Raw genomic sequence first — 24076 nt, forward strand, 5'->3', positions numbered from 1 at the left:
AATGCAACTCTCATCCCTACCATTACAATTTGCTGCATTTATTTGAATTCACCATACCAGTATCCTTTATCTCCAAAAATACACCGCTCAAAATAGTCACAAGAGGGCAAATATAGCAGAATACTGCATATGGTGCATAACTAACTGCTGATATCCCTGTTATGCCATAGATGATCAAAGCGTTTACATTCCATGGCAGCAGAGGGGCTATTATAGTGCCCGTATCCGATATAGTTCTCGCCAGGATGCGTCTGTCCAGGCCCGCCTCATCAAACCTGCCGGCGCCAAACTTGGCAGGTATAAGTATTCCAACGGTTTGATCACAGGTTACAATATTCAGCAAAATGCTCAGCAAGCCTGTTTTTACTATCAAAGCAAATGCTCTATCATCTTTTTTGTAAAAATAATCCGTCATTGGTTTAAGCAGGTCAGCCTCCTCAAAAAAGCTGCTCAGAGTAATGCTGCCCATAACGATGAGAACCACCTCTATCATGGGTATGGCTCCGCCTCCGGAGATCAAGGAATCGAGTTGAGCCATCCCTGTATTGGCTTTATAACCCCATAGAACAGATTTAATCATTAGCCCCAGATTCTCCTTCTGGACAAACAAGGTTATGAGGGAGGCCGCTCCAACGCTGAGGCTCATATTATAAACCGTCTTTATACCGCTGAAAGCCAGAATAACTACAAATATAGGAAAGAACAGGAGAAAAGGAGAGATGACGAAACTCCCCTCAATAAAGCTCCGGTATTGCTGTATCAAGGATAAATCCGTTGTTCCTCCATAGGAACTGCCTAATATAAGATATACGATTGCAGACAAAGCAATAGAAGGAATCAAGGTCCTGATGGAAGATTTTATATATTCCTTATAGCTGGTCCCCGTGATTTGGATGGTAAGGTTTGTCAAGGAGGATATGGGTGCTATCTTGTCAGCAACGAAGGACCCTGAGACAATGGCTCCCAAAAGCACCGGCGCCGGGATCATAAGACCCTTGCCTATTCCCAGAAGCGCAATGCCGATTGTGCTCAAGGTTCCGCAGGCAGTACCCATCACATAGGAAATAACCATTGTGCATAAGAAAGCTGCAAGGATCAGGTTGATTCCCTTCAAATAGCCGAAGCCATAATAAATAAGGCTTGGAACTATTCCCGAAGACAACCATACAGATATTGTGGCCCCCATAAGAATTATGATGACAAATAAAGAACTGCACTCTTTCAAAGCCTTCCATGCAATCTGAATGAGCCTCCCCAAGGGATGTCCTTTATGCAAAAGATATAATAGGGTAATCGCATTTGCAATTATAAAAGCTGATAAAAGCATTCATTGCACCTCAAGTCATAATCATATTATTAGTAATTATACTATATTTTGAAATAGATATATAACTTAAAAGCGATACTTAGAAAATTTAAACTTTCCTGAGAATTTTTTAAAATAACCTATTGACTTTAATTGGCATATCTGTTAACATTTAATTTGAGAACATTGTCGAATTTTGTATAATTAGGGAAGGAGGGATACTGTGAAATCTACAGGTATTGTTAGAAAGGTTGACGAATTAGGGAGAATCGTAATACCAAAGGAGTTAAGAAACACTCTTAACATAGAAGAAAAGGACTCCCTAGAGATATATGTGGATGGAGAGCATATTATTCTTAAGAAGTATGAACCCGCTTGCATTTTCTGTGCAAATGCAAAAGATGTTCAGGTCTACAAAGGCAAGAATATTTGCCCTGCTTGCATGGAAGAGCTGAGATCTGGAAAATAATTATTAAATAAAAGGTTAGGGTTTTAGCCCTAACCTTTTATGATTTATCTTTTATTCTTCAACCTTATTAAGGTCTTCGAGAAGCTTGTCTGCATCAAAGCCATGAACCATTGCAGCCTGCTCCACAGATTCTCCTGTTGCTCCCGGGCAGCTAAGACAATGCATGCCGTAGGATATAAATACTTCTGCAGTCTTTGGGTTTGCTCTCAGTATCTGTGCTATAGTCATATCTTTAGTAAATGCCATAGTATCCCTCCTTCATAAAAATTATATTAGATAAAGCGTTAAATTTCAATGCCTATATTATATACTTCTCTTTTGCTCAGATTTCTTTCCTTTGCTACCAAAGCTATAGCCTCTTTTTTTGACATGCCCCTTTCCATATATGCCAGTATATGCTCCAAAACGCTCATATCATCCCAGAACCGGCCTTCCTCCGCCTTAAGCTCTTCAAGACTTTTGCCCTCTATAATAAGTACAAACTCTCCCTTGATGCTCCTGTTCTTGAACTCCTCTATGGCTCCGTCCAGGTCAGTTCTTACGGTCTCTTCAAATTTTTTTGTCAATTCTCTGGATATGCTGAGCTTAGGATTGCCCAAATGCTCTCTCAGATCCTTCAATGTAGATAAAAGACGATGGGGCGCTTCATACAATATGATGGTCCTCTCCTCCCTGGATAAGCCTTGAAGCCTTTCACGCCTATCCTTGCCTTTCACCGGCAAAAAACCCTCGAATACAAAGCGTGAAGTAGAGAGTCCCGATATTGACAAAGCCGTCAAAGATGCAGAAGGCCCGGGTATAGCGATGACTTCTATACCCCTCTCTACGCAGAGCCTCACCAGGTCTTCGCCGGGATCCGATATGCAAGGCATTCCTGCATCCGAAACCAATGCCACAGTCTTGCCTTCAAGAATCAGATCGATGATCTCACCGCCCTTGGATTTCTTATTATGCTCATGATAGCTGATCATGGGCTTTTTTATCTCATAATGATTGAGAAGCTTGGCTGTCTGGCGGGTATCCTCCGCTGCAATCATATCAGCTTCTCTTAATATCCTGAGACATCTTAAGGTTATATCCTCAAGATTTCCTATCGGAGTAGCCAGCAAGTAAAGACAGGAAGCCATCATTTAATCCTCCCGTAAATATCATGTATTTCATTTGTATATTCGCCCTTGTCGTCATATATATATAAAGGGTCCATAAACTTAAGCTCCGGCCTTCCGCCCTTCATCCCTTCTATCAGCAGCAAATGCGGTTTTTTGCCTATGCCGGAATGGACAAACCGTATTCTCTTAGGCTCAATCTTCTTGTTTCTCATAGCAGTTATTATATCCACCAGCCTATCCGTCCTATGCACCATAAAAAATCTGCCGCCGGGTTTCAAAATCTCATAGGCTGAATGTATAACTTCCTCCAAGCTGCAGCTTAGCTCGAATCTGGCGGTGGCTTGTTTCTGTGAGGGGTTGATTATGCCGCTTCCCAATTTCATATAAGGAGGATTCGTCACAACCGCATCAAAGCTTGCCTTTCCAAATCTTTCGGAAGCATCCTTCAAATCCATATGCAATATGGTGATGCGGTCCTCCAGCCCATTGTATGCTGCGCTGCGCTGTGCCATTTCAGCCATCTCCTCTTGTATTTCGATGGCTGTGATGCTTCCAGGGTTTTTCTTGGCATGGAGAAGTATAGATATTATGCCTGTACCGGTGCCCATCTCCAATACCCTGTCAGTTTTTTTCAATGCAGCGAAATCAGCCAGAAGAACAGCATCTACACCGAAGCGGAAGCCTTCCTTCTTTTGTATCAAATAATACCCATTTTGCAAATCATCCAGAGTCTCATCAGGCTTTATCAAATTTTCCAACATTCTACCTCCGGGATATATATCATAATAGTAAGAAAATTGCTTCGCAATTTTCTTCGGGTACGAGGTGCGTAGCCTAGGGCCACTTCTATGTGGTCTTGGTACGAGGTTCGAGTGTTATAGCAGAGCTCTGGGGTCTGACCCAAAAGGAATACCCTAACCCTCGTGCCCCGTACCCCGTGCCTCGCAGCCATAAAAAATGCTTCGCAATTTTTATATTATATGCATTATAAAAAAAAGACCCAAGGGTCTTTTTTTTAGTATTGATTAGTCCTGTACAGGAGCATCAACAGGACAAACATTTGCACATGCTCCACACTCAATGCATTCCTCAGGATTTATAACATATTTGTCATCGCCTGCGCTTATGCAGCTAACAGGACACTCTGCCTCACAAGCTCCGCAGCTTATGCAAGCATCGGTTATTTTATATGCCATCCCTGGCCACCTCCTTAAAATCTCTTTTTCCATTTTACCACTAAAACAAGCTGTTGAAAACCCTATAAATATATTAAAATTTTCGCTTAAACGCCATTATTCTTCCAAGAACTCCAATTCGATTATCTCCTCTTGCTCTAGCTCCGGTTCTATATCCTTCCCCGGGACTATTTCTTTTACATCGTGCATGGAAAATTCCTTTATAGTCTTCATATTGTTCTCCAAAGAATCCATCTTCACCTTCACGCTTTCATATAATACACTGGATTCTATGACCTCTCCTTTGCCTTCACCGGTTTCAACCAATGCCCCTACTTTAGGCAGGACCTTCCTCACCTCTTCATACACATCCTGTTCATATTTCAAACAGCACATGAGCCTTCCGCAGATTCCCGATATTTTTGTCGGATTCAAAGACAGGCTTTGTTCCTTTGCCATCTTGATGGAAACAGGTTCAAACTCTCCCAAAAAAGTCGCGCAGCACAAGGATCTCCCGCAAGGCCCTATTCCTGAAAGCATCTTTGCCTCGTCTCTTACCCCGATTTGTCTGAGCTCAATCCTTGTTTTGAAAACTGCAGCCAGATCCTTGACCAATTCCCTGAAATCCACTCTGCCGTCCGCAGTAAAATAAAATATTATTTTATTATTATCAAAAGTGTACTCCACATCAATAAGCTTCATGCCTAAATCGTGATTTTTTATCTTTTCGAGGCAGATCTTAAAGGCTTCCCCTTCCTTTGACTTATTCTCTTCATACTTCACGCAATCTTCCGCTGTAGCAACTCTAAGGACCTTTTTGAGAGGGGCTACGATATTTTCCTCCGGAACCTCCCTTATTCCCACTGCAGCATTACCGAATTCTATTCCTCTTATGGTCTCGACAATTACATTATCTCCCTTTCTTATATCCAATCCGTCAGGATCAAAGTAATATATCTTACCTGCCTTTTTAAACCGCACTCCTACAACCTTTATCATTATGTTATACCTCCAAAACCCTTAAAAGCAAACTATCGATAGAATTCTTCATGTTGACATTAAAATCTGCGGATCTCATTATTTGCTTTATCAAGTCAATTATTTCAAACAAGCTCTCTTCCCTCAGCCTTTTATCATATCTCTCCATGATATTAAGGGAAATATCCTGATTGATCATATATTCATTGCTTTTATCATCCTTAATAACAAGTATATCTCTAAAGAAGCTTAAAAGAAATAACAGTAATTTAATTCCATCATCCTTGTTTTCTATTATTTTTTCACTAAAGCTGAACAGTTCTTCTCTGCCGCCTTCCAAAATCACTTTCAAAAGCTCCTCATATTCTTTAGGATTACGCCTGAAATCCTTATCCTTAAGTATTTCTATTGCTCTCCCTATTATACCATCGGATTTTGCAATTGCAAAATCAATTTCTTCAGCATTCCCAAAGCCTAGCCTGCTCAAAACAGATTTCGCATTTTCCCCGTTGACTCTTAGTATATTATGTACCTGGCAGCGTGATATTATGGTGGGCAAAAGAGTATTATAGTTTTCTGTAAGCAATATAAATATATTGTTTCCCTCTGGTTCCTCCAGGGTTTTTAAAAATGCATCCTGAGATTCTGAGGTCAGTTTATCTCCATTTTGAACAATAATAACCCTGCAGTTGTTCTCGTAGGGCTTAACAGAAATATCCCCGATAAGCCGCCTTATCTGGTCGATCTTTATTGAATTACCGGAAGGCTTGATATATATTATATCAGGATTTGCTCCTGCTATAGTCTTTTTGCATGAAGAACAAAGGTTGCAAGGCTTATTATCAAGGTCCTTGCAATTTACAGCTCTGGCGAAGATCTCTGCCAGCGTCCTTTTGCCGGAGCCTGCAGGGCCGTTGAATATATAAGCATTGGCAACCATATTACTGCTTATGGCATTTTTGAGGCTTTGGATCAGAACTTCCTGTCCCGCTATATCTTTAAAGTCCATACTTACCATTGTGCTCTCCTATACCTTTTCAAAACGGTCTATATCCAATACAAAGATTGTTGCTCCTCCTACCATTACATCAATGGGATAGGGTATGAAAACACTCGCCGATCCTGTTGGAGGTATGGGTGTTGTAAAGGTTTGCTTCCTGCTTCGGCAAACTTCTTTTATGATTCCTATGACCTCTTCAACCTGATCTACCGGAACCCCTACCATCAAGGTAGTATTGCCTTCCTTCAAAAAACCTCCCGTAGAAGCCAGCTTTGTAGCGCTGAATTTATTTTTCACCAATCTTTCTATCAATTCTCCGGAGTCATCGTCCTGTACAACTGCAAATACTAATTTCATTGCCATATTTCTCATCTCCTCTTATTTTATCACTTTTATCTTTTTAAATTCAGGGTCTGTAATACCGCTCACTTTAATCCCCATATCAGTGCACTTCCTTAGGTACTCAATGACATCCCTGCCGATCTGCTCTCCCGGCATTATAACAGGTATGCCCGGAGGATATGGTACCGCCATCTCTGCAGATATGCGGCCCTGGCTTTTTTCTACCTCTATGCTTTCAACCTCATGATACAGCGCTTCATGGGGAGGCATCAAACATACGGGAATGAAATTCGGCGGCTTTGCCTGATTGCAGCCGATATTTTCCTTTTTACTCCACCGCTCCATATCAGATATGGCTTCCAGAAGTCTTATATATGATGCTTCATCATCTGCTGCAGAAGCTATGGCCACTATATTGCAAATATCACTCATCTCAACTTGGATACTATATTTGCTCCTCAATATTTGTTCTCCTTTAATACCGCTGATTCCTCCTCCTTTCAGATTCACCGTTATCCTTGTAGGATCTATATCATATATGCCAAAGCTACCTTTTTTATCAGCTCCCAGGCAATAGAAAGATGTTTTAGCATTTATCTCTTTTCTTACTTTATTGCTGTATTTTATGCAGTCATCAAGAAGCATATGCCCGTACTTCTCCATGATGTACCTGGCAGCATCCAGGGAGGCCAGCATAACGTGAGAAGGACTCGTGGTCTGAACGAGCTGCAAAAAGAATTTCAGCTTTTCTATATCTGCTCTTTCCTCTTTTACATGAAGCATGGAGCTTCCCGTCATAGAAGGCAAAGTCTTATGGGTGCTTTGAGCTGCCATGTCCGCTCCTGCTTCCATAGCTGATATGGGAAGCGACGGATGAAAAGCAAAATGAGAGCCGTGAGCCTCATCAACCAAAAGCAGCTTTCCCTTATCGTGTACGATCCGGGCAATTTCCTCCAAGTCGGAACAAACCCCGTAGTATGTAGGACTGGTAACAAGAACCGCCTTAGCATCAGGATGCTGCTCCAGCGTTTTTTCAACTGTTTCAGGCTCGATCCCCATAGGTATCTCCATGTATGGATCTACCTCGGGCATCATATATACAGGGTGAAGCTTTCCTAAAACGGCTGCGCTTACTGCAGACCTGTGGGCATTTCTGGGTATCAATATTTTATCTCCCGGCTTTGTAGCCGCCATTATCATGGCATATATGCCTGAAGTGGTCCCATTTACAAGAAAAAAAGTACGATCTGCTCCAAAAGCCCCGGCTGCAAGATTTTGAGCCTCCGCAATGGCCCCTTGAGGGCTGTGAAGGTTATCTACCCCAGGGACTTCAGTGGTATCCATCTCTATGATATTATCCATCAAATATTCTAAGCCCAGCCTTTGAAAAATCCTGCCTCTCTTATGACCCGGCATATGAAAGGGCAGCGCTTTGGAAGCTGCATATCCTTTCAAGGATTTCAAAACGGGCATATCATCATAAATCATAGTATTTTCCTTTCAAGGTATCCCTCTGGGGTCTGGGTTGCTGCAACCACTAAAAGGCACTGAATTTCACGGAAAAACACGGAAATAAAGTTATACTAACATATCACAGCTTTATAAAGCTCACTTTGTAACTAGAATCTATAATCATATCCTTCAGTGATTCCCGTTCCCCCTAAGCTTAAAGTTTATAGTTCTGAGTTCTTAGCTCTATTATACATATATATTCGTTCTTAATAAAGGATTTAATGGATATAAATTGATTATTTCACCTTTTTCGAATATAATTTGAATTAAGAATGCTGCTGATTGCGCTCAATCAAATATGGCTATAATCATAACAAGAGGTGAGATCGTTACATGAAAAACGAAATAGATGAATATAAAAACTATATAATAAAAACCACAGCTATACTCTTAAAAATTGCTACATATGCCTTAATATTTCTGGCAACCGTCCTGAGCCTGAAATTGATTTTCCGCTATCTGTCCCCATTTATATTCGCAATATTATTGTCCTTTTTGATCAAGCCTATAGCGAAATTCTTCCAGTCTATGAAAATCGGCAAAGGAGTTTCCATGGCTATATCAATAATACTTGTATACGGCGGCCTGGCCGCACTGCTTGCATTAGCCATAACAAGGGGTGTATCGGAGCTTGTAGATCTGACTTATAGACTTCCTGCTTATTCAAATGATGTGTATGATTTCTTTTCGAATTTGTCAAAGGAAGCCCAAAACCTATATTTTCAGCTTCCTAAAGAGGTCACTACCTATGCCACGGATATAGCAAAGAGCATTCTGGATAAATTGGGCATCTTGTTAAGCAGCACGGCTAAATCCGCTGTGAATACACTTTATAAATTGCCGGGGTTCGCAATATTATTCCTGATCACCACAGTTGCAACCTTCTTTTTTGCCAAGGATTCAGAGAAAATCGGAGACTTCTTATTAAGACAATTCACTCCTGCATGGAAGGAGAAATTGTTCAACTTCAAAAAAAATCTGCTCAATGCCCTCATAGGATTTTTGAAGGCCCAATTGATACTTCTCACCATAACCTTTACGGAATCATTGATAGGGCTTAATATCATAGGCATAAAATATGCCTTTATCATATCCGTATTCGTAGCATTGGTTGATATACTTCCTATTTTAGGAACCGGAAGCGTTTATGTGCCTTGGGGGATAATATCTATCATAGCCGGGAAATATAAATTGGGCATATCCCTTCTCGTATTATATGGCATAATTGTTACAATAAGATATATGATAGAGCCAAAGATCGTAGGGCAGCAGTTGGGCATTCATCCGCTTATTTCTCTCATATCTATGTATATAGGCATCAAAGTTATGGGAGCCGGCGGAGTAATAATTGGCCCTACAGTGGCAGTAACTATTAAAGCTTCCCAAAATGCAGGCATTTTGCCCAGGTTTAAATAGAAGAAACCCCGGATAGGATTAAATCCGGGGTTTCTTCATATTGTATTCCATATTGATTCTTGCTATAATAGCAGTCCTGGGATAAACAGCGGCAAATAGACATAAACAAGAAACATAGCAATCAAGCCAAACAAATATGGCCATACTGCCTTGGCTATCCGCTCAATAGGCATGCCTGTAATGCTGGAGCCAACAAACAAATTGATTGCTACTGGCGGAGTGATCATGCCTATAGAGATGCCCACGGTGAATATGATCCCAAAATGTACTAAATTGATCCCAAGGGCACGCACTAACGGCAAGAACACCGGTGTCAGCAAGATAACTGCAGATGATGTCTCCATAAAAACGCCTGCTATTAATATAATAACAGCAATCAATAATAAAATAACGTATTTGCTGCTGGATACGGATAGTATTCCTTGTGCTACGGCTTCTGGTATCTTCCAGTTGGCAAGAACCCATCCAAACACTCCGCTGCACGCTATGATAATCATAATAATAGCTGAGGTCTTTGCACTTCCCAACATGATCTTTCCCAGCTCTTTCAAAGTGAGGTCACGGTATATGAACATTGAAACCGCCATGGAATATACCACCGCTACTGCTGCCGCCTCTGAGGGCGTGAAATAGCCTGAAAATATACCGCCGAGAATAATCAAGGGCATCAGCAAACCCCAGATAGATTGTTTAAAAGTTACCAGCACGTTTCTCCAGGAAAATGCTGTACTCAAGGGATAATTATATTTATATGCCTGGAGAAGGGAAATGGCGATTAAGATGCCTCCCATCATAACTCCCGGCAAAAAGCCATTTTTAAAGAGCTGTGTCACGCTTTGGTCTGCAATAACCGCATATAACACCATAGGCACCGAAGGAGGAATGACTACGCCAATACAGCCTGCAGAAGCAATAAGCGCAGTAGATGAATCCTCCTTGTATCCTCTATTTTTGAGCTCAGGTATGAGTGTAGCACCCACAGCAGCTGTTGTTGCAGCACCGGAGCCTGAAATAGCCGCAAAAAACATACCGGCTATAATAGAAACCACAGATAGCCCGCCCCTTATTCTGCCGGTAAGGGACTCGGCGAAGGTAACCAGTTTTCGTGACATGGTCCCGCGTGCAAGCAAATCACCTGCGAGTATAAAAAAAGGTACTGCGGTAAGCGGGAAGGAGTCAGTGGCGGCAAATAAGCGCTGCACTACTATAAGAAGCCTTACATCTCCCTTAACGAGTACCGCGATAGCTGCGATGGCTATGGCAAAAGCAATGGGTATGCCTATCAAAAGTCCGATTATGAAAACAGAAAATAGCAATGCAGTCATTCCCCCGCCGCCTCCTTTTTAACAAATATCTGGATTATTGCATTAAATGCATGCAGCAGCATCACACCACATCCAAGAGGTATGGCCATGTACATCAGGCTCATAGGAATACGCAGTGCTGCAGAAAGCTGGGTGCCTTGCTTGTCCATATATTTGAAACCATAGTATACAGCAATTGCAAATAACGCTCCGCACAATAGATGTACCAAAATCTGTGCACCCTTTTGCAGCTTCTGCGGTAACTTCTCTTGTGCAAATGTCACTGAAATATGCCCTCCTTTTTTATATACACAGCCCGCACCAATAAAGGTTGACCATACTAAAAGATAACGTGTAACCTCCTCACTCCATGAAAGGGCAGTGAAGAACACACGGCATATGATTTGCAGGGATGTAGTCAGCACCATTCCGGCCAGCATTGCTACCAAAATGACGCTGCATATCTTATCGAGCAAATCGCTCACTTTATTTATTGCTCTTGCAACCGCCATAGAATGCACCCCCCTTTATTGCTATCTATTTAAGAGCCGCCCCGATCCTTGAAAGATATTCGCTATACTGAGGATATCTTTCATATACTTTAGCAACTGCTGCTTTGAAGCTTTCCAGATCCGGTTCCTTGATTATTGTCATCCCGTTTTGTTCCAGTTCAGCCATTTGCTTTTCTTCATTCTGTGCAACCCATTCACGCTCATATTCTGCAGCCTCTTGAGCCGAATCTGCGAATATTTTCTGTACATCTCCAGGCAAGCTGTTGAATTTGTCAAGGCTCATGGTGATCAGTGCAGCCGCATAAGCATGGCGAGTCATAGTAACATATTTCTGCGATTCCCAAAGCTTGAAGGCATGAATTACATTAACAGGGTTTTCCTGTCCTTGAATAGTCTTTTGCTGTAAAGCGGTAAGTGCTTCAGTCCATGCCATAGGCACAGTGTTTACTCCTAATGCTCCAAAAGTAGCTATGTAAACCTCATTTTCCATGACTCGAATCTTTAAATCCTTGATATCGGCTGCTTTTTCTACAGGGCGAACACTGTTGGTGAGATTGCGGAAACCCCTCTCTGCATAGGCAAGCCCCTTGAGCTGTGCAGCTTCTAATTTAGCAAGCAACTCCTTGCCTATCTCGCCATCAAGGACTTTGTATACATCCTCATTGCTGCTGAACAGGAAAGGCATGTCCAAAACACCCATTTCAGGTGCAAAGTTAACAAAAGGCCCGCTTGTTATTATCCCCATGTCAAGAGTGCCCATCTGCATGCCCTCTAACATGGTTCGCTCGTCTCCCAGAGCAGCGTTGGGATAGATTTCGATTTTATAAGCATTATTAGTGCGTTGTGCCACCAGCTCTGCAAACTTTTCAGCAGCGATCTGGAAGCTGTCTTGTTCGTTGACAGTAGTACCTAATTTGATGACAACTGATTTGCCAGGAGCCTCAGCAGCAGGTGTTTCTGAGGCAGGTGCTCCTCCTGAAGATGGTGCTGCTTTCTGCGCACAGGAAGCAAGACCAAATACCATGATTAAAGTCAATAGTACAGCCATTATACGTTGCATTTTTTTCATATTCTTAGCCCCCTTAATTTTTTTATATTCTGCCTCGCTATTGTATATAGCGAAGGAATAGAATTCAAAACAGCAATATACTTTCGTCTATTCTCCAAATATTGCTCCGGTGTTAGCAGAGGTAACCATTTTGCGGTAACGCTTGAGATACCCGTTCGGTACAGGTTTTTCCAAAGGTACAAACTTGGCTTTTCTGGCAGCTATGGTTTTTTCATCTACTAAGAGCTCCAATTTATTGTTGGGAATATCGATACTGATGGTATCTCCTTCTTCTATAATACCGATCAAACCTCCGGCAGCAGCTTCAGGTGATATATGGCCTATTGCTGCCCCTCTGGATGCACCGGAAAATCTCCCGTCAGTAATCAGTGCTACGGTATTGTCCAGGCCCATGCCTGCGATAACAGATGTCGGCGTAAGCATTTCCCGCATGCCGGGGCCCCCTTTAGGTCCCTCGTAGCGTACTACAACTACATCTCCCGCTGCCACTTTGCCTGCCATAAGAGCCTCTACGCACTCTTCTTCGCTATTATAGACTTTGGCAGGGCCGCTATGGACCATCATCTCCGGCAGTACGGCGCCTTTTTTTACTACTGCACCGTCTAAGGCCAGGTTGCCCCAAAGAATCGCAAGCCCGCCATCAGGCGAATATGCATTTTCACGGCTTCTTATAATACTATGATCCTTAACAAATGCATCTTTAATATTTTCACCAACTGTCTTGCCGGTCACAGTCATGCAATCGGTATGTATCAGGCCGTATTTGTCCAGCTCCTTCAACACAGCAGGAAGGCCGCCTGCCTGCCATAGATCTACTAAACAATCGGAGCCTGCAGGGCTTAGCTTAACTAATTGAGGTGTTGCCTTGCTTATGCTGTTTATATCTTCCAGGTTGACTTCGATACCGGCCGAATGTGCAATAGCAGGAAGATGAAGCACCGTATTGGATGAGCAGCCTAATGCCATATCTGCCGTAAGGGCATTATGCAATGCATCAGGCGTTATAATATCCCTGGGAAGAATATTCTTTCCCAGCAGTTCCATCACCCTCATGCCCGCTTCCTTAGCAAGCCGTATGCGGGAAGCGTGGACAGCGGGAACAGTTCCGTTGCCGGGCAAGCCCATTCCGATTACCTCTGTCATACAATTCATTGAATTGGCTGTGAACATTCCTGCGCATGAGCCGCAGCCCGGACATGAATACTCTTCTATCTCAGCCGCATCCTCCGCAGTCATCTTGTTTGCACCCACTGAACCTACCGCCTCAAATGCGCTTGTAACCGTAAGCTTTTTGTTGTTACTATAACCGGGCATCATTGGACCTCCGCTGACAAATATGCTGGGTATATTTAATCTTAATGCAGCCATCAGCATCCCGGGCACGATTTTGTCACAGTTAGGAACAAATACCAGAGCATCAAAGGGATGTGCCATTGCCATTATTTCTATAGAATCCGCAATATGTTCCCGGCTGATCAGTGAATATTTCATCCCCTCATGGCCCATTGCTATTCCATCACATACTCCAATTGCGGGGAATTGGAATGGTGTTCCCCCTGCCATCCGCACCCCGGCTTTAACTGCTTCCACAATGGTATCCAGGTGGAGATGCCCCGGGATAATATCATTCTGGGCATTTACAATACCGATCATAGGCTGTCGTATTTCTTTGTCCGTCAATCCTAAAGCCTTGAACAGCGCCCTGTGTGGAATCCTCGTCACACCTGCCTTCATTTGGTCACTTCTCATATTCTCTTTCCTCCGTTTCAAGTCCAAGTAATATATTTGGATTTTAAATTCTATATAAGTTGCAATAAATACGTTACATAGCTTTTATATTGACTGATAACGATTGCGGAAGCTCCGAGACTTAGACTTTTGTAAGCTTGCATAGGGTTGCGTCAAAACTAACAAATTCTAAGTCCCTTCACGATGCACTCTTTTATCAGTTAATATAAGCTTACTGCTGTAAAATATTTAATGCGGTATATATACATTAAATTATACGTCATATGATGTCTATATGGTTTGATTTAACACTTAATAGGGTTTTCAAGAATCGTTTGCAAACGTTGTATGATGTCTTAACGAAATTTTATCCTTTATTCAGCGATATGTCAACATTTTTATATTATTATGCATAGAGACATACTATGTATCAGGCTAATAAAAAATAAATACTGAGTTTTGAAAACAAATGTGGTATAATGTCTATATAATTTATTTGGAAAAAAGGAGAAATAAATGGCTAACAACTTTATTCCTATTTCCCAAAACATTGCAAATATAATAAGCGATATGATCTTTTTGGAAAAAAGGTATAAACCCAATGATAAGCTTCCCAATGAAAACCAGCTTGCCGAAGAGCTAGGAGTGAGCCGCACAACAATACGTGAGGCCGTAAAAACGCTTGTTGCAAACGGTGTATTGACAATAGAGCGGGGACGGGGCACTTTTGTTACGGCAAATCCATATGTACAAAATGATCCCTTTGGCATTTCTTATTTAGAGGATAAAAAGAAGCTGGTGCATAACTGGTTTGAGATGCGGCTTATACTGGAGCCTGCCAATGTTCGTCTTGTAGTGGAGCGGGCAAGCGATGAGGAGATCAGAGAAATTATTTCATATGAACGCAAAGCTGCAGAGCTGATTCTGGCCGGTGAACCATATGCTGAAGCAGATCAGCAATTTCATGCCGCGATTGCAAAAGCAACACATAATAGTGTTATTGAGCTCATGCTGCCCGCTATAGAGGCCTCCATAAGCGATGCTATCAATACGGCAGTATATGCGGGGACACATGAGCTTTCTTCCGAGAACGCCCTGACCAACCATCGTCTCATCTCCCATTTCATTGAACAGCGGGATGCCAATGGTGCTGCCCTCGCCATGTATTATCATATTAAAAGAGGTATCACCGATATGGGCTGCTAGCATAATAAAATAAAACCGTAACAAGATATAGATTCTGTTACGGTTTTATAATTATTGTTCCAAAAAATAAAAAATGGCTCCTCAAGTTGGACTCGAACCAACGACCCTGCGGTTAACAGCCGCATGCTCTACCGACTGAGCTATTGAGGAGTATTGAACCCGGCGACGACCTACTCTCCCGGGACCCTGCGGTCCAAGTACCATCGGCACTAGAGAGCTTAACTTCTGTGTTCGGCATGGGAACAGGTGTGGCCTCTCTGTTATTGTCACCGGATAATTTGCTATGAGGTATTCCTTTTGGGTCAGCCTCTAGTCTATGGCTTCTGGCCTCTAGATTAGGGCATTCCCTTGGGGTCTTTTTTTCTAGCTAGCAGCCAGTGGCTAGTAGCTAGCGGCTCGCAGCTTAAGGCTGCGTGCACCTTCAAAACTACACAATATCTGAGCTTTGTTTGTCTGAAGAATATTTTTAGATCAAGCCCTCGACCTATTAGTATCGGTCAGCTGCATACATTGCTGTACTTACACCTCCGACCTATCTACCACGTGGTCTACATGGGGTCTTACCAGATTACTCTGTGGGAAATCTCATCTTGAAGCCGGCTTCGCGCTTAGATGCCTTCAGCGCTTATCCGTTCCGAACTTAGCTACTCAGCTATGCCCTTGGCAGGACAACTGATACACCAGAGGTTCGTCCATCCCGGTCCTCTCGTACTAAGGACAGATCTCCTCAAATTTCCTGCGCCCGCGACGGATAGGGACCGAACTGTCTCACGACGTTCTGAACCCAGCTCGCGTGCCGCTTTAATGGGCGAACAGCCCAACCCTTGGGACCTACTCCAGCCCCAGGATGCGACGAGCCGACATCGAGGTGCCAAACCTCCCCGTCGATGTGGACTCTTGGGGGAGATAAGCCTGTTATCCCCGAGGTAGCTTTTATCCGTTGAGCGATGGCCCTTCCACTCGGTACCACCGGATCACTAAGCCCTACTTTCGTATCTGCTCGAGTTGTCTCTCTTGCAGTTAAGCTCCCTTTTGCCTTTGCACTCTGCGAATGATTTCCAACCATTCTGAGGGAACCTTTGGACGCCTCCGTTACTCTTTGGGAGGCGACCGCCCCAGTCAAACTGCCCGCCTGGCTATGTCCCATGACCAGTTATATGGCCACTGGTTAGAATTTCAGTATCTCAAGAGTGGTATCCCAACGGTGACTCCATTAAGACTGGCGTCTTAATTTCTCAGTCTCCCACCTATCCTGTACATGAAATACCGAAACCCAATGCCAAGCTACAGTAAAGCTCTACGGGGTCTTTCCGTCCAATCGCGGGTAACTAGCATCTTCACTAGTACTACAATTTCGCCGAGCGCGTTGTCGAGACAGTGCCCAAGTCGTTACGCCATTCGTGCGGGTCAGAACTTACCTGACAAGGAATTTCGCTACCTTAGGACCGTTATAGTTACGGCCGCCGTTTACTGGGGCTTAAGTTCATACCTTCGCTTGCGCTAAGCATTCCCCTTAACCTTCCAGCACCGGGCAGGCGTCAGCCCCTATACTTCATCTTTCGATTTAGCAGAGACCTGTGTTTTTGCTAAACAGTCGCTTGGGCCTTTTCACTGCGACTCTATCTCTAGAGTACCCCTTCTCCCGAAGTTACGGGGTTATTTTGCCGAGTTCCTTAACAACGCTTCTCTCGCTCGTCTTAGGATTCTCTCCTCATCTACCTGTGTCGGTTTGCGGTACGGGCACCTAGTTTCTCGTTAGCAGCTTTTCTTGACAGTGTGAAATCAGATGCTTCGTTACTTGGATTTCACTCCCCTTTACACATCAGCCTTATGACATACGGTCTTTCCTGTATGTCAGCCTTTGTGCTTGGACACGGATTACCAACACCGTGCTCATCTTATCCTCCTGCGTCACTGCTTCCTTCATGCGATTCTAGGTGGTATCGGAATGTCAACCGATTGTCCATCGGATACGCTATACGCCTCTCCTTAGGTCCCGACTTACCCTGAGCGGACGAACCTTCCTCAGGAATCCTTAGATTTTCGACGGTTAAGATTCTCACTTAACTTTCGCTACTTATACCAGCATTCTCTCTTCTATGCAGTCCACTACTCCTTTCGGTATAGCTTCAGCCTACATAGAATGCTCCCCTACCCCTTTGAGAAGTGGGAAGTCAGGTGTGAGATTTGAGATTTTTAGCCATTCTTCCATTTTTCGATCGTCGATATTATCTGCTTCCTCACTGCTATATATTGTTCGGTTATTTCTTTATGTGTACTTTCATCTATATAGCCTAAGTCTTTGCTCATATCCATCAGTACCTCTATCTCATTGCATGACCCTAATGCCATTCTTAGAAATCTCTTAAAGTCTGCAATTGATTCTTTCTTTCCATAGCCTTCTGCTATGTTTAACGGTACTGACATTGCTGATCTTCTTATCTGGCTTCCTATCTCATACTTTTCATACTCTGGGTATTTAAGTGTTAATGTGTGAACTTTTATGCTTAGTTCATAGGATTTTTGATATATTCTCATATCCTTAAAGCCTTTTATCATTCCCACTTCTCACCTCTCACTTCCCACTTCTCAAAAGCCATAGCTTCGGTACCAAACTTTAGCCCCGGACATTTTCGGCGCATGACCACTTGACCAGTGAGCTATTACGCACTCTTTCAATGAGTGGCTGCTTCTAAGCCAACATCCTGGTTGTCTGTGTAGTCACACATCCTTTTCCACTTAGTTTGGATTTGGGGACCTTAGCTGATGGTCTGGGCTCTTTCCCTTTTGACCACGGATCTTATCATTCGTAGTCTGACTCCCAATGAGCAAATCTTCGGCATTCGGAGTTTGATAGGGTTCGGTAACCTTAAAAGCCCCTAGCCCATTCAGTGCTCTACCTCCGAGATTCTCCATTGAGGCTAGCCCTAAAGCTATTTCGGGGAGAACCAGCTATCTCCGAGTTCGATTGGAATTTCTCCGCTATCCACAGCTCATCCCCCGTTTTTTCAACAACGGTGAGTTCGGGCCTCCATTGAATTTTACTTCAACTTCACCCTGTCCATGGATAGGTCACCCGGTTTCGGGTCTGCAATAGCTAACTTTACGCCCTATTAAGGCTCGCTTTCGCTTCGGCTTCAGACCAAAAGTCCTTAACCTCGCTAGCCATCGCAACTCGCTGGTCCGTTCTACAAAAAGTACGCGGTCACACTTAAATGTGCTCCCACCGATTGTAAGCATACGGTTTCAGGTTCTTTTTCACTCCCCTCCCGGGGTTCTTTTCACCTTTCCCTCACGGTACTGTGCGCTATCGGTCACCAGGTAGTATTTAGCCTTGGGAGGTGGGCCTCCCGTCTTCCCACTAGGTTTCTCGTTCCTCGTGGTACTCTGGATTCCGGCTTCCATATTTCCCTTTTCGCCTACAGGATTTTTACCTTCTGCGATTGAGCTTTCCAGCTCTATTCGGCTAAGGGTCTTATGGTTTATGCCGGTCCTAACCCCAAAGTGGTTTCCCTCTTTGGTTTGGGCTCTTCCCCGTTCGCTCGCCGCTACTTAGGGAATCGATGTTTCTTTCTTTTCCTCGGGGTACTTAGATGTTTCAGTTCCCCCGGTGTCCCTTCATACAGCTATTTTATTGACTGTATGATACCTAAGCATTACCTTAGGTGAGTTTCCTCATTCGGAGATCTGTGGGTCATGGCCTATTTGCGGCTTACCACAGCTTTTCGCAGCTTGTCACGTCCTTCTTCGGCTCCTGGTGCCAAGGCATCCACCATATGCTCTTATTAGCTTGATCAGTGTTTTTCCTCAGCTTTAGTAGTAGTACAGTATCTACATACTGTTACCTCTTCTTTTTCTCAGTATTGTGCAGTTTTCAAGGTGCATTTAGACGAGCCCTTAGTATTCCTTATAGGTCTGTTTTCAGGTTTCAGGAATTAAAAGCTCAAGTCTCAAGTTTAGTTCCCAGCCCTCAGTTTTCTGAGTTCTGAGTTCTGACTTCTTAGCTCTGACGTTTATGGTGGGCTCAAGTGGACTCGAACCACCGACCTCACGCTTATCAGGCGTGCGCTCTAACCGCCTGAGCTATGAGCCCATTATTGACGATTCCTTTTCCGTCTGAGCTCAGGTTATAGATCTCAGATTTCAGGATTCAGTGCTCTATCTCATTCTAAGTTCTCAGTTCCCGTTCTTCTGAGTTCTGAGTTCTTAGCTCTGAGTTCTAAATTTGGTGGAGATGAGCGGAATCGAACCGCTGACCCCCTGCTTGCAAGGCAGGTGCTCTCCCAGCTGAGCTACACCCCCATTTATGACGAGCCCTTGGTATTCCTCAAGGGTCAGTCTTTAGTCCCTGGTCTTTAGTCTCTAGATTTGAGCATTCCTTTTGGGTCATTGAACGGTCAAGACCGTTCATTACTAGTGACTGATGACTAGCGACTTTTCAGAGCATGGGCTCTGAAAACTAATCAGTATCAGATATGTGTATTCTTTTGGGTAGTTATATTGGGTCAGCTTCTAGCTTCTGGCCTCTTGCTTCTGGCATTTAGGTATTCCTCTTGGGTCTGCCTTGTTTGCCAGCGGCTAGTGGCTAGCAGCCAGTGGCTAGTCCATCGACCATAGGATTATGAGAGTGTTACTTCTCATGTGCTCCTTAGAAAGGAGGTGATCCAGCCGCACCTTCCGATACGGCTACCTTGTTACGACTTCACCCCAGTCATTGGCTTCACCTTCGACGGCTCTCTCCTTGCGGTTAAGTCACCGGCTTCGGGTGCTTCCAACTCCCATGGTGTGACGGGCGGTGTGTACAAGGCCCGGGAACGTATTCACCGCGACATGCTGATTCGCGATTACTAGCAACTCCGACTTCATGTTCTCGGGTTGCAGAGAACAATCTGAACTGGGAGTATTTTTTAGGGATTTGCTTGCCATCACTGGTTTGCTTCCCGTTGTTATACCCATTGTAGCACGTGTGTAGCCCAGAACATAAGGGGCATGATGATTTGACGTCATCCCCACCTTCCTCCGAATTGTCTCCGGCAGTCTACTTAGAGTGCTCAACCAAATGTTAGCAACTAAGTATAGGGGTTGCGCTCGTTGCGGGACTTAACCCAACATCTCACGACACGAGCTGACGACAACCATGCACCACCTGTCTTCCTGTCCCGAAGGATTTCATCCCATTACGGATTATGCAGGAGATGTCAAGTTCTGGTAAGGTTCTTCGCGTTGCTTCGAATTAAACCACATGCTCCGCTGCTTGTGCGGGCCCCCGTCAATTCCTTTGAGTTTCAACCTTGCGGCCGTACTCCCCAGGCGGGATACTTATTGCGTTTACTGCGGCACGGAAGGGGTCGATACCTCCCACACCTAGTATCCATAGTTTACAGCGTGGACTACCAGGGTATCTAATCCTGTTTGCTCCCCACGCTTTCGCGCCTCAGCGTCAGTTATCGTCCAGAAAGCCGCCTTCGCCACTGGTGTTCCTCCTAATATCTACGCATTTCACCGCTACACTAGGAATTCCGCTTTCCTCTCCGACACTCGAGCCCATCAGTTTCATATGCAATCCCCAAGTTGAGCCTGGGGGTTTCACATCTGACTTAACAGGCCGCCTACGCGCCCTTTACGCCCAGTAATTCCGGACAACGCTCGCCACCTACGTATTACCGCGGCTGCTGGCACGTAGTTAGCCGTGGCTTCCTCTTTTGGTACCGTCATTATCGTCCCAAAAGACAGGAGTTTACAATCCGAAAACCTTCGTCCTCCACGCGGCGTTGCTGCATCAGAGTTTCCTCCATTGTGCAATATTCCCCACTGCTGCCTCCCGTAGGAGTCTGGACCGTGTCTCAGTTCCAGTGTGGCCGTTCATCCTCTCAGATCGGCTACTGATCGTCGCCTTGGTAGGCTTCTACCCCACCAACTAGCTAATCAGGCGCGGGCCCATCTTAAAGCGGATTTCTCCTTTGATTACAAAGTCATGCGACTTTCTAATGTTATGCGGTATTAGCACCGATTTCTCGGTGTTATCCCCCTCTTTAAGGCAGGTTGCCCACGTGTTACTCACCCGTCCGCCACTAAAATCCGTCAATAGTAAACTACTTCCGCATTTCCGTTCGACTTGCATGTGTTAGGCACGCCGCCAGCGTTCGTCCTGAGCCAGGATCAAACTCTCTAATTAATATCTTAAAATCATTATTTCTAATGCTTTTATACATTATTTCTAATGCTTTTAACTAATAGTTGTTCAATCCTACTCAAAAGAATTACATTCTTCATATCTAATACTGTTTAGTTTTCAAAGTCCATTTTACCGTCGGCTCATCGTGCCGACCTTTCCTATATTATCACAGGCATTTCAGCTTGTCAACATGGTAAATTTTGACCCCCTCTGAAGCTTGCTGCAATAGTGTGTGCAAAAAATAGTATATCATAATTTTATATGCGAGTAAATATTTTTTTATATTTTTCTACATTTTTTATGTGGGATTTTCATTCATATTATATATAGAATTTACTCCATCATATATAGACAGATTTATCAGTTTTGATTCATCCTGATATATTTCTTCCACCTTGTCACAGACAGCATTTATTTCGGATTGATTTAGCGGCCTTATGGATAAAAAGAACACATCCTTTGAATCTTCGCTATCTCCCACTATCATATTTCCGTCAAAGCCTGCCAAGCCTTCGCCGCTGTCAAAGTTTATATTTCTTATTTCAATCTTCCCATATTTCTCCGGCTCAGCTATAATGATCCTATCCTTGTCGATCCCTTTCTCTTTGCTCATTTGAACCTTCCTCTCTAAATTGACATCTGTTTTTATGCTTCCCCGCATTTTTTCAATAATTCTTCCCAGCTTTCGTCCACATGCTTTTGAATCTTTTCTATTAAATGAAGATTTTTTTCTTTGAACAAATGCATAAATCTATTCTGAGGCTTTAAATACTCCTCCACGCTCAACTTTTTTCTCGGCTTATAAGTAAGCTTCCAGTTTCCGTCCTCTATTTCGTATAGAGGCCATATGCATGTATCCACTGCAAGCTTGCAGATTTTCATCAAATCAGGCGTATTATATCTCCAGCCTCTTGGACACGGCGCCAAAACATTGAGAAAGGCCGGTCCTTTTTTATATATGGCCTTCTCTGATTTCAGATACAGATCTTTAAAATCCGCTGTCAGTGTCGTCTGCGCCGTATAGGGAATGTTGTGAGCTGCCATTATCTGGGTCAAGTCCTTGTTAAATTGCTGCTTGCCCTGCAGCACATCACCGGCGGGGCTCGTCGTGGTGTCTGTGTATATGGGAGTCCCCGAAGACCTTTGAATACCCGTATTCATGTATGCCTCATTGTCATAGCATACATATACCATGTCATGTCCTCTTTCCATAGCTCCGGATAAGGATTGAAGGCCTATATCATAGGTCCCTCCGTCTCCGCCGAATGCAATGAACTTATACTCCCCCTTTATCTTTCCTTTTCTTTTAAGCGCATTATAGGCGGCTTCCGCACCGCTTATTGTAGCCCCTGCATTTTCGAAGGCGCTATGTATGAAGGAATCCTTCCAGGCGGTATAGGGATAAAGAAATGTGGAAACCTCCAAGCATCCTGTAGCAGCGCCGCATACTGCGTGATCTTCAGGTTTTAAAGCTCTCAGCACCCCTCTTACAGCAACGGGAGCACCGCAGCCTGCGCACATTCTATGCCCTCCGGTCAATCTCTCCGGCTTGTTCATTGCTTCCTTTAAACTATATGCCATAACTGTCCCTCCTATTCTTTTAATCCTAAATATCTGTATGTATCTTTAGCGCTGCCTTTTTTCATTATCTCCATAAGGTCATCGTATACCTTTTTTATGTCATCGGTTTTCACGTCTCTGCCTCCCAGGCCATAGATATAATTTACAACGGGCATATCATGCGCCTTCCCATATAAAGCTGACTTGATCTCTGCAGCCAAGGGCCCGCCAACGCCGGAAAGGCTTTCTGCCTTATCCATTACTGCCAAAGCTTTGAGATTTTTTAGAGCGCCTGCGATTTCATCTGCGGGAAAAGGCCTGAACACCCTGATTTTCAACAGACCTGCCTTTATACCCGCCTCCCGCAATTCGTCTACAACTGCTTTTGCGGTTCCGGCAGTTGAGTTTACAACAACTATTCCTACTTCCGCATCCTCCAGCTTATATGCTTCAAATAAATCGTATTGTCTTCCTGTCAGCTTATAGAAATCCTTTGCAACATCCAGTATGACCTTCTTCGCGTTGATCATGGATTGAGCCTGCTGTCTTTTCTGTTCGAAGGTGTGAGAAGGCAATGATAGAGGACCTACAGCTATAGGTTCCTTTTCATTAAGAAGATAGTGCTCAGGCTCATATTTGCCTACAAAACCTTTAACCGCATCATCTTCCAAAAGCTCAATATTTTCAACTGCATGGCTTGTAATAAAGCCGTCCTGGCATATCATTACCGGAAGCTGTACATCCTCATGCTCTCCTATTCTCACTCCTTGTATAAAGTTGTCATAAGCTTCCTGGTTAGTTTCTGAATATATCTGTATCCATCCGGAATCTCTTGCGCCCATAGAGTCGCTGTGATCATTATGGATATTCAGAGGACCTGATAAAGCCCTGTTTACACAGGCCAAAGTAATAGGAAGCTTCATGGCCGAAGCAATATAGAGCATTTCCCACATGAGTGCCAGGCCGTTGGCAGAAGTTGCGGTCATAGTCCTGGCTCCTGCAGCCTGCGCTCCTATACAAGCAGACATAGCACTGTGCTCCGACTCAACAGGCACAAATTCTGTGTCTACTTTACCGTTGGCAACGAACTGTGAAAAATATTGGGGTATTTCTGTGGAAGGCGTGATGGGGAAAGCGGCTACTACATCTGGGTTTATCTGCTTCATTGCCAGAGCAATGCTTTCATTTCCGGATAACCTTTCTCTTATACCCATT

At 43.8% G+C, this 24076-nt stretch carries 19 protein-coding genes, 3 tRNA genes and 3 rRNA genes; 3 read left to right on the forward strand and 22 right to left on the reverse strand.

What is annotated here, in order from left to right; genetic code table 11:
• Positions 1 to 22 precede the first annotated feature (22 nt).
• The gene (locus AC4HCY_RS00730) at positions 23 to 1327 is read right to left on the reverse strand and encodes a Na+/H+ antiporter NhaC family protein (protein WP_323433012.1); all 1305 of its coding nucleotides are present in this window, start codon (positions 1325 to 1327) and stop codon (positions 23 to 25) included.
• A gap of 202 nt (positions 1328 to 1529) precedes the next feature.
• On the opposite strand from AC4HCY_RS00730, the gene AC4HCY_RS00735 reads away from it, so the two are divergent.
• Positions 1530 to 1775: an AbrB/MazE/SpoVT family DNA-binding domain-containing protein gene (locus tag AC4HCY_RS00735; RefSeq protein ID WP_255229378.1), complete on the forward strand. Its 246-nt coding sequence runs from the start codon at positions 1530 to 1532 to the stop codon at positions 1773 to 1775.
• A 51-nt stretch (positions 1776 to 1826) separates the two neighbouring features.
• Here the strand turns inward: AC4HCY_RS00735 and AC4HCY_RS00740 are convergent, their stop codons facing one another.
• The 8 genes from AC4HCY_RS00740 to AC4HCY_RS00775 form a co-directional block, all read right to left on the reverse strand.
• Complete coding sequence (locus AC4HCY_RS00740; RefSeq protein ID WP_323433013.1) at positions 1827 to 2021, reverse strand: DUF1858 domain-containing protein; 195 nt, start codon at positions 2019 to 2021, stop codon at positions 1827 to 1829.
• A gap of 38 nt (positions 2022 to 2059) precedes the next feature.
• Positions 2060 to 2902 carry a 16S rRNA (cytidine(1402)-2'-O)-methyltransferase gene (gene rsmI / locus AC4HCY_RS00745; RefSeq protein WP_323433014.1) on the reverse strand — a complete coding sequence of 281 codons (843 nt, stop codon included), beginning with the start codon at positions 2900 to 2902 and terminating at the stop codon, positions 2060 to 2062.
• Entirely contained in the window at positions 2902 to 3645 is a 744-nt protein-coding gene (locus AC4HCY_RS00750; RefSeq protein WP_491095170.1) for a tRNA1(Val) (adenine(37)-N6)-methyltransferase, read from the reverse strand. The genes rsmI and AC4HCY_RS00750 overlap by 1 nt, the downstream gene beginning before the upstream one ends.
• 264 nt (positions 3646 to 3909) lie before the next feature.
• The gene (fdxA, locus tag AC4HCY_RS00755; protein ID WP_255229383.1) at positions 3910 to 4080 is read right to left on the reverse strand and encodes a 4Fe-4S ferredoxin; all 171 of its coding nucleotides are present in this window, start codon (positions 4078 to 4080) and stop codon (positions 3910 to 3912) included.
• Between the two features lie 96 nt (positions 4081 to 4176).
• Positions 4177 to 5058 (reverse strand): PSP1 domain-containing protein, encoded by an 882-nt coding sequence (locus tag AC4HCY_RS00760; RefSeq protein ID WP_323433016.1) that lies wholly within the window; start codon positions 5056 to 5058, stop codon positions 4177 to 4179.
• 4 nt (positions 5059 to 5062) lie between these two features.
• Positions 5063 to 6055, reverse strand: a complete 993-nt coding sequence (locus AC4HCY_RS00765) for a DNA polymerase III subunit (protein WP_323433017.1) — start codon at positions 6053 to 6055, stop codon at positions 5063 to 5065.
• Positions 6056 to 6064: 9 nt separating this feature from the next.
• Complete coding sequence (darA, locus tag AC4HCY_RS00770) at positions 6065 to 6394, reverse strand: cyclic di-AMP receptor DarA (protein WP_323433024.1); 330 nt, start codon at positions 6392 to 6394, stop codon at positions 6065 to 6067.
• A gap of 21 nt (positions 6395 to 6415) precedes the next feature.
• The gene (locus AC4HCY_RS00775; protein ID WP_323433018.1) at positions 6416 to 7867 is read right to left on the reverse strand and encodes an aminotransferase class I/II-fold pyridoxal phosphate-dependent enzyme; all 1452 of its coding nucleotides are present in this window, start codon (positions 7865 to 7867) and stop codon (positions 6416 to 6418) included.
• A 357-nt stretch (positions 7868 to 8224) separates the two neighbouring features.
• Here AC4HCY_RS00775 and ytvI point away from each other — a divergent pair, with 357 nt between their 5' ends.
• On the forward strand, positions 8225 to 9307 hold the full coding sequence (gene ytvI, locus AC4HCY_RS00780; RefSeq protein WP_323433019.1) for a sporulation integral membrane protein YtvI: 1083 nt from the start codon (positions 8225 to 8227) through the stop codon (positions 9305 to 9307).
• 62 nt (positions 9308 to 9369) lie between these two features.
• Here ytvI and AC4HCY_RS00785 read toward each other — a convergent pair whose 3' ends face one another.
• The 4 genes from AC4HCY_RS00785 to ilvD form a co-directional block, all read right to left on the reverse strand.
• The gene (locus AC4HCY_RS00785; RefSeq protein WP_491095171.1) at positions 9370 to 10632 is read right to left on the reverse strand and encodes a TRAP transporter large permease; all 1263 of its coding nucleotides are present in this window, start codon (positions 10630 to 10632) and stop codon (positions 9370 to 9372) included.
• The gene (locus tag AC4HCY_RS00790; protein WP_323433021.1) at positions 10629 to 11123 is read right to left on the reverse strand and encodes a TRAP transporter small permease; all 495 of its coding nucleotides are present in this window, start codon (positions 11121 to 11123) and stop codon (positions 10629 to 10631) included. The genes AC4HCY_RS00785 and AC4HCY_RS00790 overlap by 4 nt, the downstream gene beginning before the upstream one ends.
• Before the next feature lie 25 nt (positions 11124 to 11148).
• The gene (locus AC4HCY_RS00795) at positions 11149 to 12192 is read right to left on the reverse strand and encodes a TRAP transporter substrate-binding protein (RefSeq protein WP_491095172.1); all 1044 of its coding nucleotides are present in this window, start codon (positions 12190 to 12192) and stop codon (positions 11149 to 11151) included.
• A gap of 87 nt (positions 12193 to 12279) precedes the next feature.
• Positions 12280 to 13941 (reverse strand): dihydroxy-acid dehydratase, encoded by a 1662-nt coding sequence (gene ilvD / locus AC4HCY_RS00800; RefSeq protein WP_491095173.1) that lies wholly within the window; start codon positions 13939 to 13941, stop codon positions 12280 to 12282.
• A 495-nt stretch (positions 13942 to 14436) separates the two neighbouring features.
• Here ilvD and AC4HCY_RS00805 point away from each other — a divergent pair, with 495 nt between their 5' ends.
• Positions 14437 to 15126, forward strand: a complete 690-nt coding sequence (locus AC4HCY_RS00805) for a FadR/GntR family transcriptional regulator (protein ID WP_255229398.1) — start codon at positions 14437 to 14439, stop codon at positions 15124 to 15126.
• A 74-nt stretch (positions 15127 to 15200) separates the two neighbouring features.
• Here AC4HCY_RS00805 and AC4HCY_RS00810 read toward each other — a convergent pair.
• From AC4HCY_RS00810 to porA, 9 genes are all read right to left on the reverse strand, one after another.
• Positions 15201 to 15276: transfer RNA gene (locus AC4HCY_RS00810), tRNA-Asn, on the reverse strand.
• Positions 15277 to 15283: 7 nt separating this feature from the next.
• Positions 15284 to 15400 (reverse strand): 5S ribosomal RNA (gene rrf / locus AC4HCY_RS00815).
• Positions 15401 to 15593: 193 nt separating this feature from the next.
• Positions 15594 to 18922: ribosomal RNA gene (locus AC4HCY_RS00820) — 23S ribosomal RNA — on the reverse strand.
• 220 nt (positions 18923 to 19142) lie between these two features.
• Positions 19143 to 19219: transfer RNA gene (locus AC4HCY_RS00825), tRNA-Ile, on the reverse strand.
• 133 nt (positions 19220 to 19352) lie between these two features.
• Positions 19353 to 19428 (reverse strand) — tRNA-Ala (locus tag AC4HCY_RS00830).
• 350 nt (positions 19429 to 19778) lie between these two features.
• Positions 19779 to 21301: ribosomal RNA gene (locus AC4HCY_RS00835) — 16S ribosomal RNA — on the reverse strand.
• The 16S, 23S and 5S rRNA genes sit together here with 3 tRNA genes alongside, the layout of an rRNA operon.
• Before the next feature lie 298 nt (positions 21302 to 21599).
• Entirely contained in the window at positions 21600 to 21914 is a 315-nt protein-coding gene (locus AC4HCY_RS00840) for a hypothetical protein (protein ID WP_323431739.1), read from the reverse strand.
• A 32-nt stretch (positions 21915 to 21946) separates the two neighbouring features.
• The gene (locus AC4HCY_RS00845) at positions 21947 to 22882 is read right to left on the reverse strand and encodes a thiamine pyrophosphate-dependent enzyme (protein ID WP_491095174.1); all 936 of its coding nucleotides are present in this window, start codon (positions 22880 to 22882) and stop codon (positions 21947 to 21949) included.
• Between the two features lie 11 nt (positions 22883 to 22893).
• Positions 22894 to 24075 (reverse strand): pyruvate ferredoxin oxidoreductase, encoded by a 1182-nt coding sequence (gene porA, locus AC4HCY_RS00850; protein ID WP_491095175.1) that lies wholly within the window; start codon positions 24073 to 24075, stop codon positions 22894 to 22896.
• Between the last annotated feature and the right edge of the window lies 1 nt (position 24076).

The organism is Lutispora sp. QWL-02, assembly GCF_058315355.1.

What these genes read in the sequence shown, in the direction of transcription:
- AC4HCY_RS00730 (WP_323433012.1), bottom strand. Translation starts at nt 1,327, where the DNA reads ATGCTTTTATCAGCTTTTATAATTGCAAATGCGATTACCCTATTATAT.
- AC4HCY_RS00740 (WP_323433013.1), bottom strand. Translation starts at nt 2,021, where the DNA reads ATGGCATTTACTAAAGATATGACTATAGCACAGATACTGAGAGCAAAC.
- rsmI (WP_323433014.1), bottom strand. Translation starts at nt 2,902, where the DNA reads ATGGCTTCCTGTCTTTACTTGCTGGCTACTCCGATAGGAAATCTTGAG.
- AC4HCY_RS00750 (WP_491095170.1), bottom strand. Translation starts at nt 3,645, where the DNA reads ATGTTGGAAAATTTGATAAAGCCTGATGAGACTCTGGATGATTTGCAA.
- fdxA (WP_255229383.1), bottom strand. Translation starts at nt 4,080, where the DNA reads ATGGCATATAAAATAACCGATGCTTGCATAAGCTGCGGAGCTTGTGAG.
- AC4HCY_RS00760 (WP_323433016.1), bottom strand. Translation starts at nt 5,058, where the DNA reads ATGATAAAGGTTGTAGGAGTGCGGTTTAAAAAGGCAGGTAAGATATAT.
- AC4HCY_RS00765 (WP_323433017.1), bottom strand. Translation starts at nt 6,055, where the DNA reads ATGGTAAGTATGGACTTTAAAGATATAGCGGGACAGGAAGTTCTGATC.
- darA (WP_323433024.1), bottom strand. Translation starts at nt 6,394, where the DNA reads ATGAAATTAGTATTTGCAGTTGTACAGGACGATGACTCCGGAGAATTG.
- AC4HCY_RS00775 (WP_323433018.1), bottom strand. Translation starts at nt 7,867, where the DNA reads ATGATTTATGATGATATGCCCGTTTTGAAATCCTTGAAAGGATATGCA.
- ytvI (WP_323433019.1), top strand. Translation starts at nt 8,225, where the DNA reads ATGAAAAACGAAATAGATGAATATAAAAACTATATAATAAAAACCACA.
- AC4HCY_RS00785 (WP_491095171.1), bottom strand. Translation starts at nt 10,632, where the DNA reads ATGACTGCATTGCTATTTTCTGTTTTCATAATCGGACTTTTGATAGGC.
- AC4HCY_RS00790 (WP_323433021.1), bottom strand. Translation starts at nt 11,123, where the DNA reads ATGGCGGTTGCAAGAGCAATAAATAAAGTGAGCGATTTGCTCGATAAG.
- AC4HCY_RS00795 (WP_491095172.1), bottom strand. Translation starts at nt 12,192, where the DNA reads ATGAAAAAAATGCAACGTATAATGGCTGTACTATTGACTTTAATCATG.
- ilvD (WP_491095173.1), bottom strand. Translation starts at nt 13,941, where the DNA reads ATGAGAAGTGACCAAATGAAGGCAGGTGTGACGAGGATTCCACACAGG.
- AC4HCY_RS00805 (WP_255229398.1), top strand. Translation starts at nt 14,437, where the DNA reads ATGGCTAACAACTTTATTCCTATTTCCCAAAACATTGCAAATATAATA.
- AC4HCY_RS00840 (WP_323431739.1), bottom strand. Translation starts at nt 21,914, where the DNA reads ATGAGCAAAGAGAAAGGGATCGACAAGGATAGGATCATTATAGCTGAG.
- AC4HCY_RS00845 (WP_491095174.1), bottom strand. Translation starts at nt 22,882, where the DNA reads ATGGCATATAGTTTAAAGGAAGCAATGAACAAGCCGGAGAGATTGACC.
- porA (WP_491095175.1), bottom strand. Translation starts at nt 24,075, where the DNA reads ATGGGTATAAGAGAAAGGTTATCCGGAAATGAAAGCATTGCTCTGGCA.